We start from the raw sequence: 15,941 nt of genomic DNA, 5'->3' as shown, positions 1-15,941 counted from the left end.
CTTCGGCTCAGCCGATAAGAATGACCGTAAGCTTCTTTGGCCCGTGCATTCCTTTGAAGGGAACACCCTGAATATCGGCAGTCATGCTGGGGCCCGTGATGAAGGTAACATGGCTTGGCACATTGTGCGGGTCGCCGAATATCCGATCGATTGCGCTCTCGTAGACCGGGAACAGCCGTTCGAGAGGAACGAGCGCAATGTGCATGATCGGCGCAAGTGAAATAAGGCGGGGCTGATCCTTATCGTGAATGAGGCACAGCGTGCCTGATTCTGCTATGGCAAAATCGGCGCCTGTAATTGCCGCGTCGGCCTCAGCAAACACCATATTCTTGAAATGTTCTCTTCCCGTACAATCTTCTGCCTGAAGAACCGTGAGGTTATGCTTCCTGCCCCACTCCGGCAGATCAAGTTTCCGGATAACGGCGTCCGAGGAAACAACTACACTCTTTATATTTTCAGCGGCAACGACTTCGGCCAGTTTCTCGGCTGCCGCCGCGAAATCCGCCACATGATGAACAACCGCCGTTTGGGCTGTGAGGTTATCTGTGAACGCGCGTATCATCCTATCGCGATCATGGGAGATCTCGGAGAGCGGCGGGACAAAGGGTCTTTGAGGCAGTTCGGTTCCTCGCGCCGAATTCAACCTGCTGAAGATGTCCTCTCGCGGATTCGTCATTTCATCATCCTTCAGAACTTTTCGATGCTAATATTGGCCGGTTTCCTTCATTCGTTCCCGGAAAGTTTTGCGCCCGACGGCGGGCAAATCGCGGCACCTGAACCAGCCACCTAGAAGCGGCATTTGCGAGATGACATTGCCGCGGGCATGCAGGTTGACGACGGGCCGCGCCCCCTTTACGCCGGCGTTCCAATGCCATGCGCGTCGCGCGCCGCATGACAGAATATTCATGGCTTTTTGTTCGAGCCAAGGCCGACTCTGTCCTTTCAATTGGACATCTCCTTCGACATCCATCGAGCGATACAGCAGAAACAGCTTCGGATGGTCGATCCCGCCCGGGCAGATGCTCTTGCATTTCCCGCACAGGGTGCAGGCGCGGTACAGGTGCTGCGTCCTGTCCAGTCCGAGCAGCAGCGGATTGACCACCTGCCCCATCGGCCCCGAATAGGCCCAGCCGTAGGGATAACCGCCGATTTTCATATAGATCGGGCACCCGTACATGCATGCTCCGCAACGAATGCAGCGCAGCGCTTCCCGCAGGTTCTCATTGGCGTAGATGGCCGATCGTCCATTATCGAGAATGACGATGAAGAGCTCCTCCGGGCCATCGATCTCCCCGGGCTTTTTCGGACCGCTGTCCATGCTGACGTAGGCTGATATCTTCTGTGCCGTGCAGTTGCGGCAAAGGAGCCGCAGCAGATGCATGGCATCGCGCATCGTCGGTACGACCTTCTCGATCGTCATGAATGACACCTGCGTTTTCGGAGACGACTTCGAAAATCGAATGTTGCCCTCGTTCTCGACGTTGATAATTGCGCCCGTCTCGGCAACGGCCATATTGACGCCGGTAATCCCCATCTCGAGATGCTGGAATTTTTGCCGGAGGTAACGCCTGGCGGCGGCGCCCAGTTCGACGGGGTCTTGCGTCGCGCGTTCGATCAGTCCCTTTTTCAGGAACAAAGCGGAGATTTCGTCTACTGGTACATTTATGGCGGGCCCGACGATATGAAAAGGAGGTCGTTTGAGCAGTTGCGCGATGAATTCTCCCAGGTCGGCCTCAAAAACGTCGATTCCATCGGCTGCGAGAGCGTCATTCAGGCCAATCTCTTCGGTCACCATCGATTTGCCTTTGGTGACGTACTTGATGTTTCGCTTGCGGGCGAGATCGAGCACGAATTGGTTGGCCTCGTCTGCAGTACGCGCCCAGAAGACGCTGGCTCCGTGCGCGACTGCGTTCTTTTCGAATTGATCGAGGAGCTCCGGCAGGCGGGCAAGCGATTCTGCGCGGATCGCCCGTCCGTATTCGAGAGCGGCTGAGGGATCAGGGAAAGAAGACATCGCGGAATCCCGCAGGTTGTCAACGACCGATGAGATCATATCGAGCAGCGTTCTGGTTCGCTTGTTGGTCAGCTCCCGTTGCGCCACCTCGACGAATTCATTGGTATTGATTTTCATACTTTGCCATTCCTTACCGCATTCGCCAGAAAGCTCGCCAGGTGAATAGCTTTCCTGTCTGAATGGCGACGGCTGAGGTAGCCGCCGATGTTCAGAAGACATCCCGGGTCGCAGGCAACAAGAACGTCGGCGCCGCTCTCAAGGTAATGTGCGACCTTCTCGCTCACCATGGCTTCGGAAATGTCCGGGTACGCGACTGCAAATGCGCCGCCGAAGCCGCAGCACTTCTCAGAGCCGCGCATCTCCACCAGTTGCGCTCCATCGACCGATCGAATCAGCTTTTTCGGTTGCTCCGTCACACCCAGACCGTGCAGAAGCTGACATGAAGCGTGATAGGCGACTTTCGCTGCGTGCACTCCGCCGATATCTTCGACTCCCAGGACATCGACAAGGTATTGTGAAAGCTCGTACACCCGCGGCGCGAGCTGTTCAGCTCTGCTGCGCCACCGCGGCTCGTCTGCAAAAAGATCCGGGTAATGCCGCCGCACCGTATGCACGCAGGAACCTGATGGACAAACGATCGCCTCGTCGTGCTCGAATACGCTGATAAAATGGCGAGCAGCCTCTTTTGCCTGTTTCCGGTAGCCGGCCGTGATCGCCGGTTGTCCGCAGCATGTTTGCTCCGCATGGTAAATGGGGTGGATATCGAGGTGGCGAAGCAGCGTAATGCAGTCCTCCCCCACTTCAGGCATGAAGAGATCGACCAGGCACGGAACGAACAGCGATACGTTTCTCATGTTAGCATGGAGTTCCTTCTCCATATGCCGCGCCCAAGCATGGCTCTGCTTATTGCCGGGATCACTTTCTGTCGATGGAATAATCTAGTCGCACAGGATCAGGAAGGAATTACCGCAAGGGTCATACTTCCTCTCCAACCAGTGATGCATTAACGCTCTTGCCGGGAGTCCTTTTATTATACCAGATGGCGTCGTGCAATGAACGGCAAGAATATGTTCGCCGGACATTTTTTGATATACTTTGAAATCGATTTCGAGTCCAGGCCATAACGAAACAAAAATCTACAGGAGATGAAAAATGGCTTATGAGCATCTGATGGTCGAGAAAAGCGGTCATGTGGCTGTTGTGACTTTGAACCGGCTTGACAAGCTTAACGCTCTCAGTATCGACCTGATGAAAGAACTGCAAAATGTTGTGGGGGAGTTTCAGGAGGACATCGAAACGCGCGTTGTTATCTTCACCGGCGCGGGCAAACATTTCAGCGCCGGCAGAGACCTGCAGGACCAGCGCACGAAGTTGCCGGGACAGGCCGGCATTCTCGAGAGACAGCGGCAGTTTCACCTGGGGCCCCGCTTGATTCAAAGGTTGGTCGAAATGAATCAGATCACCATTGCCGCCATTAACGGCGGCGCACTCGGTGGAGCCGCCTGCATTGTATCAGCGCTCGATTTTCGCATCGGTGCGGATGATTGCTTCGTCGCCTATCCCGAAGTCGGATTGGGAATCCCCTTGAGCTGGGTGAGCCTTCCTCTTTGCGTGAGGTTGATTGGCCCCGCGAGGACCAAACGATTCGTCATTCTTGCGAGGCGAGAAAAAGCACAAACCCTGCTCGATTGGGGTTTCCTCGACGAGGTCGTTCCAAAGAGGGACTTGATGAAGCGCGTGGGCGAAATTGCCGAAGAATATGCCGCAATGCCCCCGATCGCCGCGCAAATGGTCAAGCGCAGCGTGAACGCCATCTCATCGGCAATCGATGCGGCCATTATGCATATGGACTCGGATCAGGTTCTGCTCTCTCAGATGACGCAGGATTTCAATGAGGGCGTCGCGGCCTTCCTGGAGAAGCGAAAGCCGACCTTTAAAGGTGAATGATGAGAGTTTGTGTGACAAGAACAGCGGTCGGATTACAAGTAAGGAGAATAAATCTTTATACCGAAGTGCTGGCGCAGGATCTTCATATCGTGCCAGTCCTTCTCATCCGGCTCATATCCATAATGGCACTCCGCCTGAACCTCCGCGCTCAAACATTTCATGCGCCGCCCGTTCACCTCCCCCATCGCCGTAAAACCTTGAGGAGGATATCTGTAAGAGCGCCCATTCTGCAGTACTTGCACTCCTCCGCCCTCGCTATCGAATGTAACCGTGTGAAAATCTATCTGGCGGCCTCTCGTGTCCTTCAGGACTAATCTCGTCGGCAATTCATCTTCAGTGACTGAAAAACCCTCCGTCGCCAGCTCACTTTTTATCTTGTCTATTTGACTGAGGGCAACAACCACATCGAGGTCCTCATGCGGGCGCGTCTGTTTTCCGAGCAGCGCATCAATGGCCCATCCGCCATCGAGCCACACGTCAATGCCTGCATTTTCGAGAATATCCATGATCTCAGCGACATCCGCAGCCGTCATTGTTTCTTTCAATATTCACGCTTCCTTGATTGATGCCAGTATATCTGCAATAAAGCCTTCGTAATCCCACGTTTCGGATGACCGGCTCAATCCCAGTCGCACGACGACCAGATCGCGTGATGGAATGATGGCGACCACCTGCCCGTCGTGTCCCATGGCAAAGTAAGCATCTACGGGCAGCTTCGGGAAAGGCGGCTGATTTCTGCCTCCTTTTTGTTCGGGTTTCATCGCTCCGAATTCTTCTGCGCCCGCATTCAACCAGAAAAGTGCGCCATAGTGCTTCAATTTAGCGGCGGGGGCGGGAGTTCGCGTGTACTGCACCCATCCCTCGGGAAGTATGCGTTCGCCTTGCCAGAGGCCGTCATTAAGGTACAGAAGTCCGAATCGCGCCCAATCCCTGGCGGTTGCCCACCCGAAGGAGGTGCCGACAAAATTAGCATACGGGTCAGGCTCGATCAGTGCACTGCGCATGCCGATCTTGTTAAACAAAGCTCGTCGCGGGAAAGTCGGATATTCATCGGGCCCGACGGTATCTCGGATAATCTTCCAGAGTGAATGGGGATTGGCGTTGGCATATTCCCACCTGCTGCCGGGTTCCACCTCGAGGGCGCACGAAGTCGAGTATGCGGTCGAATCGATTGCCCCGAACAAGGCCTGCTGTCTCTGTCCCGAAGGGTTCAGGTCGTGGTGGAAATCGAAGCCGGCGCTCATGTGAAGCAAATGATTGACGGTTATCTTTCGATGCGGGACGCCAGGTTTTCGCCACTCGGGGATAGGAGCCGGATCGTCGACGGAAAATTTTCCCCGGCCTTTCAATATCCCGATGAGAGCGCTCGTGATGCTCTTCGTCATCGACCATCCGTGCATGGGCATGTCCTTGTCAAAACCGGGGGCATAGCGCTCCCCAACGATTTTCCCTTTATAAACAATAACAGCCGCCCGCGCGCGCCGCGGCTTCGCGGGATCGGGTTCGGAAAATTCTCGATCGAGCGCAGCCGCTAACTTCCCTTGATCGACCTCAGGGAAATCGGCCGTTGCATCGAGGTCGCCCGTCGGCCAGGGCACGACCGCGGGATCTGCCGGCTCCGGCTCGATACATTCAGCCGGAGTTTGCACCTGCTGCGCCTCCCATGAGGGTGGTATGATCGTGCAGCCGGCGCAGTCGCGAAAGACGGCGCGTCTCTTGACGAAACCGAATGCGGTGGCGGTTACCGATTTCCGCTCGTAATCGACGTCGACGTCCACCAACTTCATCAGCGGATTAAACGGCTCGAGGTCATTTTCAAGGATATTCTGGATGGGCCGGTTCTGAATGAAAAGATAAGAACACAGCATCTTTGCCTTGTATCCCGCGCCGACAGGAGCGACTTTAAAAGTGATGAAATAAAAGACATATCCCGCAAGAATCAGGGCCACCACGCCGAGCCCCAGAAGTACTCTCTTCAGCAGCTTGTTCATAGCGCTTCCCCCCGCCGAGATTGAAATGTCATACGCACCCGTTTGGTCTTCTCCTGAATGCTGAGCCTCATTATATCAAATGGACGATTCTCCGAGCGAATCGATTTTCCTGCAATTTTCCCATTGAAAGTGTATAATTCTCTTATTGTCAATCACCCTCCATGGGAACTGGATGAGGAGATACTGCTTATGAAGAGGTGGCGCCTCGCGCTGTTCATCATCGTTTTTCTGCTGTTGATCGGATCAGCTTATGCGGAACAGCCTCGCCGCGAAGACATCGGAGATCTGATAGTTCTCCACCTGTACGGCACCTACCACGAGATGGGCAAGCAGCAGGCGGAACTGCTGGGGCCCGACCTCCGCCGCGTTTACGAGATGCAGCTTGAAGATTTTACACAGCTCGCATCCGGAGCAGGTTTTGGAGGGAGGTTTTTCAATTACATAATGATTCCTCTGTACAGCGCCGTTGCCCCGTTCGGCGATGACAGCCATTTCCAAGATGAGATAGGAGGTATCGCCTCAGTGCTTCGCGTACCTCGCCGGAATGTGATGAGGGCGCTTTTCAGCCTTGCGGGCGGTTCCACCGTCTTTGCAGCCACTCGCAGCGCTACGGCTGATGGACAATCCCTTATCGGCCGAAACGTGGATTGGGGCGACGCATACGGCCTGCGGCGTCCAGTTGTCGCCATTTATCACCCGACGGAGGGAGACCTCGATTACATTTTTACCGGTTGGCCGCTGGTAGGATTGCCGACGGTTGGCCTGAATGAGGCCGGACTTGCGGTATCCTTGAACTTTTTTGTGAGCGAGCCGCGCGTCAGTCTCTTTTTTCCCGCCTGGCCGCATCGAAGCGTATTGCAGAAGGCAAAGACCGTGGAGGAAGCGATTCAGTTAATCGCGGCGTCGGGGCGCCGCGGGCTCTCAGCCTTTTATGTGATGGCCGACGCAACCGGCGATATCGCGATGGTGGAATGGACTCCGACCCGTTTCGCGGTGTACCGTCCTGATGAGGACTGGTTTGGACAGGCCAATCATGCGCGGACCCAAAAGATGATACCATACGACCGCTACCGGCACCCGGATTCGTTTCAGCGGAGAGCGGCAATGGAAGCGGCAGTGCGCCGGCATCTCGGAAACCTTACCCCTGAGCTGGCGGTAGAGATTCTGCGCGACCGCACCGGCGCCGCCTTCGCCAATGAGCCGAGTGTGGGCAATCCGAATGTGATAAATCCGGTTGTGGTGCATCCTTCATCGCTGACGCTGTGGCATTCCACCGTCATGCAGCCGCACGCGCCATACGGTTCCTATGTCCCGTTCACGTTTTTCAAGAAGTCGGTCCCTCCGACTTTCCCGGCAAGCGAGTTGCTAACGACCGGGGCGCTCGACCAGGAGCGAAAGGAGATACAGACAGCGCGGTCAGCCCTCAAACTGCATCGCGAGGAGAAATTTCAGGAAGCCCGAAAGACGTGGATTCACCTGCTCGATTCGAACCCCGGCGCTTTGAATACGCGCCGGCTGGCCCTGGGCTATGCGAGCACACTCGCTTCTTTAAATGATACCAAAGGGGCGTATGCCGCTCTCGAGACGGCTGCCGACAAACAGGCGCCGTTCGATGTTCGAGGGCTTGCGCTTGTTGCGCGGGGAATACTCGCCGACAGGCTGGGGCTGCGAGGAGAAGCCATCCGCCATTATCATGCCGCTCTTGAACATTTTCAATCACAGCCGGACTTCACGGCGTTTGCTTCGGAGATGAAGACTGCAAGGAGAGGACTGGAAAAGTCGCAGGCGAAAATTCCTCTCCCGATATCGCCCTATGATGTGGGAGTGCCACAGTAATACTTTTGGCGGTGAGCATGGCGAGTCCCAGGTTTTTCTCAGGAGGGATGTTTCAACTGTCGACGATACCCGGTCGCGGCTCGCCTCGTCCCGCCGGCGCTTCCGAATCCTCGGCGCCGGTCGCTCCGGAAAGTAATTCGTGCGCCTTTCTTGCGAGGCCGCTCCTGTTCTTGAGGACAATAACCTGAAAAAACTTGCCATCGCTCTTGATCGCAAGTATGTCAAATAGAAGCTTCTTCTGAAGCTTTGCCTTTTCCACCTCTGAAAGATCCCAAGATTTTACCTGAGATCGGAAAAGCTTTCGGAAAACGAACAGAATCCTCTTATCCGTGAGGATCATGTAGCCTTTTCGGTTTCTGCCGCAGCCCTTTACCTTGCGGAGATATCCTTGGATAGTGGCACGGACCGGTTCACCTTTGGAAAACTCCTCGTCAACCAATTCCGCAATTCCATCGGGCAGCGCTTCAGGAGAAGCAGCGGCCGCGCCCGAAAAGATCGTGTAAAGCCTCACCACGATCGCCTTCAGAACCAGTAATGCGCCGCGCCATAGGCCCGGTCCTAACCAGACAAGCAAGATCAACAGTATCAGGCTTATGATCAGGGAAATCACAGGATGCGAGATCACCAGCAATGAAAATCCAACGACGCCCACGTCCTCCGCAACACTGAGAGCTATGTTGGAAAAGGGTTCAGGACTCGTGTTAACGACCAATCGGGTTCCCGCTTTCGCCGTATGCGTGGCCAGAGCCAGACTCGATCCCAACAAGGCGGTAAGCACTTCAACAGACGGATCGGCTTCGCCAACAATGGTCAACGATACCAGCGCGGCGCCGAAGGGACGGATAATTGTATGGATGCTGTCCCAAAGGCTGTCGAACCCGGGAATCTTGTCAACGGCAAATTCGCAAAGATAGAGAGCAATGGCAAGAAAAATTACCGCGTCATTATCGAATGCCTGAAACTCCGGCGGCAGACCTTTTATCATGTTGAACTTTGAGACAAGTCCGACGACCGCCACCGTGGCATAAAGATTGACTCCTGACGTCAGCGACAGCCCCATTACACTGCTGAGCTTTATCAAAGCTTCCATTTGCTTTCCCCTTGTTAGACGAACGAGAATGCATCCGGTTTAGTCATTATAACAGACGCGGCCATGAACTCGTTATTCATTCTGTGTGTGTGATTTTCGAGGAGGACTTGACAGGAATAGTTTCTCGATCTATAATTCTGCTTGAAATGTTCATTTGAAATCTTCGCTTGAAAGGTCGGGAAACGGTGATGCAACGGCAACTGAGGCACAGCAAATCCACGCGAGAAAGGTTGATAGAGGCTGCCGGGAAACTCTTTTCTGAAAAAGGATTTAAAGAGACTACGGTTAAGGATATAACTGACGTTGCAGAAGCCAATGTTGCCGCCGTAAATTATTATTTCCGAGACAAGGAGAGTCTATATGAGGATGTCATGATCTCCATCTTGGAGGGAATGAGAGAGAGTTTCCCGGTCGATAAGGACATGGATGACAGCCAATCCGCCGAATCGCGGCTGCAGACGCTGGTTCGCAATCTGCTTTACAGATTTCTTGATCCGGAACGGCCTGCCTGGCAGGGCGTCCTCCTCGCGCACGAACGGATGGCCCCCCGACCGGCGGTACTCTCCATAATCAATGAGGAGATAGCAAAAACGCGACACCTTTTGTCTGTCATAGTTCGCGATCTTCTTGGAGAGAGAGCCACCGGCGACCATATCGAATTATGCGGTTCGAGCGTCATGGGGCAAATCATGTCGCAGGCCCAAATTCACAGCCCTCAGGCCCCGCCGCTGCTCAGAAAGGGAACTGCCACCAGAGATGAAGTCGAATTCCTGGCGCGGCACATCGCGAACTTCTCATTGGCGGGCATCTTGCGCGTGCGGCAGGATATTGAGACTGAGAAAGCGGTAGGATGACGAAAAAGATTTCTGCAATCCTGATGGTGTTGTTGATAACGGGATGTGCGGCGGTCGGACCGAATTATGTTTCTCCCACAGTTTCGGCGCCTGATCAATGGAGTTCGGAACCGAGGGGTGGGCTGAGCGGCGAAAATCCCGATATTTCCGAACTGGCCGGTTGGTGGTCGATATTGAATGACCCAATCTTGACGAACCTGATTGAGCGGGCGAGCAGGGACAACCTAGGCCTGCTCGAAGCGGTTTCACGCATTCGAGAAGCCCGTGCGGTCGTGGGCATCAACAGGGCCGGCCTCTTTCCTTCCATTACCGGCGGCGGCGACAGGAGCTACAGCCGCAGCAGCGGGCAGACAGGCAGCGGAGAGAGAGCAGACTTTTATTCGACCGGTTTTGATGCAGCATGGGAATTGGATATTTTTGGAGGTGTGAGGCGTTCGGTCGAGGCGGCTGTGGCAGAGCTCGAGGCGAGCGAGGCCGACCTGCACGACGTGCTGGTGATACTGGTTTCGGAGGTCGCGCTGAATTATATCAACGTGCGCACGCTACAGGCGCGGATATCCGTTTCGGAATCCAATCTCGAGAAGCAGCAGGACACATATGAACTTGTGCTTGCTCGCTTTGAGGCCGGCCTGACGAGCCGACTTGATCTTGAGGAAGCCACGTCTAATCTCGAGAGCACGCACGCTCAGATTCCTCCGCTTCGAGTCGAGATCGAGCAGGCAAAGAACCGGATCGCGGTGTTGCTCGGAGACCGGCCGGGCGCCCTTGATGATGTGTTGTCGCAACCGGAACCTATCCCGGTGATTCCGCTTGAAGTCGCTGTCGGCGTGCCTGCTGACGCTTTAAGGCGCCGGCCCGACATCCGCCGGGCGGAACGGCGGGTAGCCGCGCAAACGGCGCGCATTGGCGTGGCGACGGCCGATCTGTACCCGAGATTCCAATTGCCGGGCTCGATCGGTCTCGAGTCCCTCTCGCTTGATACCCTTTTTCGTGGCGGCAGCTATACGTATCGCTACGGGCCGAATTTCAGCGTGCCCGTTTTCACCGCGGGTAGTATTCGCCAAAATATCGTGGTGCAAGATGCCCTTGCCGAGCAGGCGCTACTGCAATACGAGACTACGATTTTGACAGCGTTGGAGGAGGTCGAGAACGCGCTGGTCGCCTATGCCGATGAGCAGGTTCGCCGTCAGGCTCTGCTCAATGCTTCGGAGGCTGCGGCCCGTGCAGCCGAGCTTGCCGAAATGCAATATGCCGCGGGGTTGATCGACTTTCAGATTGTTCTGGATGCCCAGCGCTCGCTGCTGGCGTTCGAGGAGCAATTGGCCAGAAGCGAGGGCGAGGTGGTATCGAACTTGATCCGTCTCTACCGAGCACTTGGCGGCGGATGGATGCCGCTTGTTTCCACTGAAGGATAAAGGGGGACTGAAGTTGACAGAGAGACCGGAACAGAATGTCGCGCAGACCTTAGGAGTCGGGCCCGCACAGGGACGCGCGAGAAAACTAAAGCAAATCCTCATTGTGACCGCGCTTTTGGCAGCGGTGATATTCGCGGCAGTCACATGGCGCCGGACCTCCGCGATCGCAAGAGTTCCGAAATATGAGACATTGCCGGCGCAGCGAGGCGATTTGATCGTGACGATAAGCGCAACCGGAACATTGCAGCCGACGAATCAGGTGGAAGTGGGCAGCGAGTTATCGGGCATCATTGAAAGCGTAGAGGTGGATGATAACGACACGGTAGAGGTCGGGCAGGTGCTGGCACGACTGGACACGGAGAAACTGACAGCTCAGGTGGTAAAATTCCGAGCCGCGCTCGAGGCGGCGCGCGCGAGAGTTCTTGAGGCGAAGGCGAATGTCGTGGAAACCCGCAGCACCCTGCAGCGGATGAAAGAGGTGTGGGAGAAAACTGAGAAGCGAGCGCCTTCGGAACATGACATCGAGATTGCAGAGGCCGCATTCCAGCGGGCGCAAGCGGCGGAGGCAAGTGCGGTCGCTCAGGTAGCCGAGGCCGAAGCCAATCTGAATGCATCTGAAACCGATCTCACAAAGGCGGCTATTCAATCGCCGATTAATGGCGTCGTACTTACGCGTGAGGTCGAGCCGGGCCAGACAGTCGCTGCTTCGCTTCAGGCGCCGATTCTGTTCATGCTGGCAGAGGACCTCGCGCAGATGGAACTTCATGTTGACGTGGATGAAGCCGATGTGGGACAGGTGAAAGAGGGGCAGGGCGCCGTTTTTTCGGTGGATGCCTATCCCGATATGGATTTTCATGCCACAGTTTCCCAGGTTCGGTACGGTTCCCAGACCGTCAACGGTGTAGTCACCTACAAGACCACGCTGAAGGTAAATAACTCGGACCTTCTGCTTCGACCGGGAATGACTGCGACCGCCGATATAACCGTCAAAAACGTTCAAAACGCTCTTCTGGCGCCGAACGCGGCGCTTCGCTTCTCACCGCCTTCAGAAGAAAAAGAGGCGCCTCCCGCGACGCTTACGGGAAGGCTTCTTCCGCGCCCGCGGTGGGGGCGTTCCAGGCCGGGTGATAAGGAATCGCAAGGGCCCAAAGGGGAAAAGCTGGTATGGACGCTTAAGGACGGGAACCCCGCGGCCATCTCGATCACTGTGGGGTCGACGGACGGAAGCATGACAGAAATTGTTTCCGGAGAAATTGAGGAGGGAACTCCTCTGCTGGTGGGCCTGGAGGAAGCTCGAAAATGACGGGAACCATCAACGGGGGGAATGACCAGCGGGGCCGCCCGCTGATCGAGTTGAAGCGTGTGCGCAAAGTGTATGGCGAGGGCCAGGCGGCCATGGAGGCGCTGTGCGGGATCGATCTTCTCATCAGTGAAGGCGAATTCATTGCGGTAATGGGCCCGAGCGGCTCGGGAAAATCCACCTGCATGAACATCCTTGGATGCCTCGATGTTCCGACCTCCGGAAGTTATCTGTTCAGGGGGATAGCAGTAGGAACGTTGACGCGCAACCAGCGCGCGCTTTTACGACGCAACTACCTCGGGTTTGTCTTCCAGGGATACAATCTGCTGAACCGAACCCGTGCGCTCGAGAACGTCGAAATTCCCCTGATCTATCGGGGTCTGCGGCCGGCCGAGCGGCACGCGCTCGCCCGCGAGGCGCTCGCCGCCGTCGGGCTTAAAGGATGGGAGAAGCATACCCCCGGCGAGTTGTCGGGCGGGCAGCAACAGCGGGTTGCCATTGCTCGCGCCATCGTTACCAGTCCGTCGATCCTGCTGGCCGACGAGCCGACGGGAAATCTGGACTCGGCCCGGAGCCGGGAGATCATGCAACTGCTCACCAGGTTCAACAGCGAGCGCGGCATCACGATCGTCATGGTGACACATTCCGCCGAAATGGCCTCATATGCAAAGCGAATTGTCCATTTTCTCGATGGCGCCATTGAAAACGATGCGCAGAATGGAGGGCCTGCCGGATGTGGTGGAATATGATTCTGCTGGCATCGAGGGAAATTCGCCGCAACGTGTTGCGCTCTTCTCTCACTGTTCTCGGGATCATCATCGGAGTCGCCGCAGTCATTACCATGGTGACGCTGGGCGACGGCGTAACCGCTCAGGTAGCAACTGAGATCTCCAGCCTCGGCGCAAACCTGCTCCAGGTGCACCAGGGGCAGGGATTCCGGGGGCCCGGCGGCACGCGCTCGGCGGAGCGGCCATTCGATTTGAAGGACGCCGCTGCAATCGAGGAGGAAATCCGCGGTGTCATCGCGGCAGCCCCTGTTGCATCCAGATCGCTTCAAGCAATCGTGGCAAACGACAACTGGTCCACCACCGTTACCGGCAGCACGAACGCTTTTCTCATCGTGCGCAACTGGACGCTTGAATCGGGGCGACTATTCAACGAAAGCGAGCTCCGAGGCGGCAAGCCGGTCTGCATAATCGGATCAATGGTTCGGGAGAAATTGTTCGGACCGCAAAATCCGATCGGTTCGTCGTTGCGTCTTGAGAAACTATCATGCCGCGTTGTCGGAGTTCTCAAAGCAAAGGGGCAATCAAGCACGGGAATGGACCAGGATGATTTCGTGCTCATTCCTTTGAGAACGTTCCAGCGGCGCATTGCGGGCAATCAGGACGTCAGCGCCATTCTGGTGACGGCGCAAGAGGGCGTTTCGACGGAAAAAGTGCAGAGTGATATCGAGCGGCTGCTGCGCGAGCGCCGCCGCATCTCGCTGGAGGACGAGGATGATTTTCATTTGCACGACATGAAAGAGATTATCAGTACGATGACGAGCACGACCCGGATGCTTACGGCGCTTGTGGGCGCCGTGGCCGCAATCAGTCTGCTGGTCGGCGGCATCGGTATCATGAACATCATGCTGGTTTCCGTCACGGAAAGAACCCGTGAGATCGGCACGCGGCTGGCCATCGGAGCGCTCGAGCGCGAGGTAATGATACAGTTTCTGGTGGAAGCCGTGGTCCTCTCCTCTTTTGGTGGACTCATCGGGATCATACTCGGGCTTTCGGCGGCGGCCGGCGGCGCCCATTTTCTGAAGATTCCGTTCGTGTTCAATGGAGGAATTGTCACGATTGCCTTCATCTTCTCCGGGCTGGTGGGAATTGTTTTCGGATATTTTCCCGCTCGAAAGGCTGCGCGCCTCAACCCGATCGATGCGCTTCGATATGAGTGACCTCGGCAACCCGTCCAATTCTCCTCCCGTCTCGGTGCCTTGAAAAGAAGTTAACGCGTCATTATAATCATTCAGTTGAAGCTCATTGACTCTTTGTTTTTTCTCGACGCGATCGCGGAGGACATATGGCAGGCGCAAGCTTCATCGAACGGATGGCTCACGACAAGCAGGAGATCATTGAGGGCTGCAAAGAATGCGGCACGTGTTTGAGCGTATGTCCGATACGGCCGTTTTCCCGCTATGCCGAAAAGGATACGGCGCAGTTGCAGGCGGCGCGAATCGCTTTCCTCAAAGGCGGCGAGGCATCCGATGCGGTGTATGATATGGCCTTCTCCTGTATGGGTTGCCATTTCTGTAAAGGTGTTTGCCCGCAGGGTCTGAACCCGGCTCAGACCGGAATCATCTCGAGGATGGAATTGATCAGGCGCGGCCACGCTGCGCCGCCGGCATATTCGTTTGCGCTTGCGGGCGAGCATTTCAATTACTTCGGTATCATGTCGGCGCTGCTGACCGACCCATCACGGAAGCGGTGGATTACGGAGGCGCCCGTTTCTCCCGCGCATGCCGACGTCGTTTTTTTCCCCGGTTGCGGGCTGCATACGATGCCGGACCATTTGTTCGCGTGCCTGGATATTCTCGACCGGATGGAGTTGAACCATGTCACCCTGGGCGGGATCGCGCATTGCTGCGGCGGCGCCTATATGCTGGCCGGCAAGGCTGAGGAATGCGGCGAATTTGGGGATCGTCTTGTCCAGTCGATTTCCGCATTCACGCCGCATACAGCGGTCCTCTTTTGTCCCGGCTGCATGATCCGGTTGAGCGAGAGTTTTTTCGACTGTTCAGGCCTGCCGTTTCGGACCATGCACCTATCGCAATTTCTTGCCGAAAACATCGACCGCCTGAAATTCGAGAAGCCGATCAGGAAAACGGTCGCAATTCACGATCCGTGCCAGCTCGGGCGCGGCCTTGGCGAGTTCGAAGGATCAAGAAAAGCAGTGAAGGCGATCCCGGGAATCCGGCTGGTCGAGTTGGAGCACCGCGGCAAAGAGACGCGCTGCTGCGGCAGTCCGGCGGCACAGCACGACCCGGCCGCTGCAAAGCAGATGGGGCTGCTGCTGATGGAAGAGGCGAAGAAGTCGGGCGCGGAACTGCTGGTTACTCAGTGTTTGAGCTGTAATCGAACGTTCAGGGGACTAGCTCAGGGGTACCCATTTGAAGTGGTGAATTTCGTGGCGCTGGTGGGCCGGGCGTTGGGCATCGAATATGAAAGCAAACTGCCGCTGTATCTGAAGTGGCGCGACGTTGACCGGGTGATCGAGGATGCCCGCGCCAATATCGAGGCAAGCGCCTATACCGAACAGGAGGTCCGGTTCTTCCTCGAACTCCTCTTTAGCATGGCATAGCTTGCGTCGATTCGACTGAGAAAGGAAATCAGATCATCCATCCAAAATTTGACTCATTTTCGACAGTTTGAAAAATTAAGCTATTTTGTATCAAGAACTTACAGAGACAGAAAAAGCTCTAGGCACTACATTTTCTCTGGCTCTCT

14 protein-coding genes are annotated in these 15,941 nt (G+C 55.9%); 8 read left to right on the top strand and 6 right to left on the bottom strand.

The window, feature by feature from the left end; translation table 11 throughout:
- Positions 1-7: 7 nt before the first annotated feature.
- From C4520_04570 to C4520_04560, 3 genes are read right to left on the bottom strand one after another with little or no spacing between them, the layout of a single operon-like run.
- Positions 8-676 (bottom strand): hypothetical protein, encoded by a 669-nt coding sequence (locus C4520_04570; protein ID RJP24168.1) that lies wholly within the window; start codon positions 674-676, stop codon positions 8-10.
- A 27-nt stretch (positions 677-703) separates the two neighbouring features.
- On the bottom strand, positions 704-2,233 hold the full coding sequence (locus C4520_04565) for a lactate utilization protein (protein RJP24167.1): 1,530 nt from the start codon (positions 2,231-2,233) through the stop codon (positions 704-706).
- A complete protein-coding gene (locus C4520_04560; GenBank protein ID RJP24166.1) occupies positions 2,128-2,868 on the bottom strand; it encodes a (Fe-S)-binding protein in 741 nt (246 codons plus the stop codon). The genes C4520_04565 and C4520_04560 overlap by 106 nt, the downstream gene beginning before the upstream one ends.
- A 298-nt stretch (positions 2,869-3,166) precedes the next feature.
- Between C4520_04560 and C4520_04555 the strand changes: the two genes are divergently transcribed.
- Entirely contained in the window at positions 3,167-3,961 is a 795-nt protein-coding gene (locus tag C4520_04555) for an enoyl-CoA hydratase/isomerase family protein (GenBank protein ID RJP24165.1), read from the top strand.
- A gap of 32 nt (positions 3,962-3,993) precedes the next feature.
- On the opposite strand, the gene C4520_04550 is transcribed toward C4520_04555, so the two are convergent.
- The gene (locus C4520_04550) at positions 3,994-4,506 is read right to left on the bottom strand and encodes an amino acid transporter (protein RJP24164.1); all 513 of its coding nucleotides are present in this window, start codon (positions 4,504-4,506) and stop codon (positions 3,994-3,996) included.
- A 3-nt stretch (positions 4,507-4,509) separates the two neighbouring features.
- Positions 4,510-5,952, bottom strand: a complete 1,443-nt coding sequence (locus C4520_04545; GenBank protein RJP24163.1) for a class C beta-lactamase-related serine hydrolase — start codon at positions 5,950-5,952, stop codon at positions 4,510-4,512.
- Between the two features lie 57 nt (positions 5,953-6,009).
- On the opposite strand from C4520_04545, the gene C4520_04540 reads away from it, so the two are divergent.
- Entirely contained in the window at positions 6,010-7,788 is a 1,779-nt protein-coding gene (locus C4520_04540) for a hypothetical protein (GenBank protein ID RJP24162.1), read from the top strand.
- Between the two features lie 52 nt (positions 7,789-7,840).
- Here C4520_04540 and C4520_04535 read toward each other — a convergent pair whose 3' ends face one another.
- Positions 7,841-8,878: a DUF4126 domain-containing protein gene (locus C4520_04535; GenBank protein ID RJP24161.1), complete on the bottom strand. Its 1,038-nt coding sequence runs from the start codon at positions 8,876-8,878 to the stop codon at positions 7,841-7,843.
- A 188-nt stretch (positions 8,879-9,066) separates the two neighbouring features.
- Here C4520_04535 and C4520_04530 point away from each other — a divergent pair, with 188 nt between their 5' ends.
- The 6 genes from C4520_04530 to C4520_04505 all read left to right on the top strand — a co-directional run bounded on the left by C4520_04530 (position 9,067) and on the right by C4520_04505 (position 15,795).
- A complete protein-coding gene (locus C4520_04530) occupies positions 9,067-9,732 on the top strand; it encodes a TetR/AcrR family transcriptional regulator (protein ID RJP24160.1) in 666 nt (221 codons plus the stop codon).
- On the top strand, positions 9,729-11,147 hold the full coding sequence (locus C4520_04525; protein ID RJP24159.1) for an efflux transporter outer membrane subunit: 1,419 nt from the start codon (positions 9,729-9,731) through the stop codon (positions 11,145-11,147). Before C4520_04530 ends, C4520_04525 begins: the two co-directional genes overlap by 4 nt.
- Before the next feature lie 7 nt (positions 11,148-11,154).
- On the top strand, positions 11,155-12,450 hold the full coding sequence (locus tag C4520_04520) for an efflux RND transporter periplasmic adaptor subunit (GenBank protein RJP24203.1): 1,296 nt from the start codon (positions 11,155-11,157) through the stop codon (positions 12,448-12,450).
- Positions 12,447-13,196 (top strand): ABC transporter ATP-binding protein, encoded by a 750-nt coding sequence (locus C4520_04515; GenBank protein RJP24158.1) that lies wholly within the window; start codon positions 12,447-12,449, stop codon positions 13,194-13,196. Before C4520_04520 ends, C4520_04515 begins: the two co-directional genes overlap by 4 nt.
- The gene (locus tag C4520_04510; GenBank protein RJP24157.1) at positions 13,181-14,392 is read left to right on the top strand and encodes an FtsX-like permease family protein; all 1,212 of its coding nucleotides are present in this window, start codon (positions 13,181-13,183) and stop codon (positions 14,390-14,392) included. Before C4520_04515 ends, C4520_04510 begins: the two co-directional genes overlap by 16 nt.
- Positions 14,393-14,517: 125 nt before the next feature.
- Entirely contained in the window at positions 14,518-15,795 is a 1,278-nt protein-coding gene (locus tag C4520_04505; protein ID RJP24156.1) for a (Fe-S)-binding protein, read from the top strand.
- Positions 15,796-15,941: the final 146 nt, after the last annotated feature.

This window comes from Candidatus Abyssobacteria bacterium SURF_5, from assembly GCA_003598085.1.
Classification (GTDB): Bacteria; Abyssobacteria; SURF-5; order SURF-5; family SURF-5; genus SURF-5.
Note: the sequence above shows the minus strand (reverse complement) of the source record. Positions and strands in the feature narration are given on the sequence as shown.

Bases quoted from the DNA above. Each gene is read 5' to 3' on its own strand.
- C4520_04570 (RJP24168.1), bottom strand. From the start codon at position 676: ATGACGAATCCGCGAGAGGACATCTTCAGCAGGTTGAATTCGGCGCGA.
- C4520_04565 (RJP24167.1), bottom strand. From the start codon at position 2,233: ATGTCTTCTGAACATCGGCGGCTACCTCAGCCGTCGCCATTCAGACAG.
- C4520_04560 (RJP24166.1), bottom strand. From the start codon at position 2,868: ATGAGAAACGTATCGCTGTTCGTTCCGTGCCTGGTCGATCTCTTCATG.
- C4520_04555 (RJP24165.1), top strand. From the start codon at position 3,167: ATGGCTTATGAGCATCTGATGGTCGAGAAAAGCGGTCATGTGGCTGTT.
- C4520_04545 (RJP24163.1), bottom strand. From the start codon at position 5,952: ATGAACAAGCTGCTGAAGAGAGTACTTCTGGGGCTCGGCGTGGTGGCC.
- C4520_04540 (RJP24162.1), top strand. From the start codon at position 6,010: ATGCTGAGCCTCATTATATCAAATGGACGATTCTCCGAGCGAATCGAT.
- C4520_04535 (RJP24161.1), bottom strand. From the start codon at position 8,878: ATGGAAGCTTTGATAAAGCTCAGCAGTGTAATGGGGCTGTCGCTGACG.
- C4520_04530 (RJP24160.1), top strand. From the start codon at position 9,067: ATGCAACGGCAACTGAGGCACAGCAAATCCACGCGAGAAAGGTTGATA.
- C4520_04525 (RJP24159.1), top strand. From the start codon at position 9,729: ATGACGAAAAAGATTTCTGCAATCCTGATGGTGTTGTTGATAACGGGA.
- C4520_04515 (RJP24158.1), top strand. From the start codon at position 12,447: ATGACGGGAACCATCAACGGGGGGAATGACCAGCGGGGCCGCCCGCTG.
- C4520_04510 (RJP24157.1), top strand. From the start codon at position 13,181: ATGTGGTGGAATATGATTCTGCTGGCATCGAGGGAAATTCGCCGCAAC.
- C4520_04505 (RJP24156.1), top strand. From the start codon at position 14,518: ATGGCAGGCGCAAGCTTCATCGAACGGATGGCTCACGACAAGCAGGAG.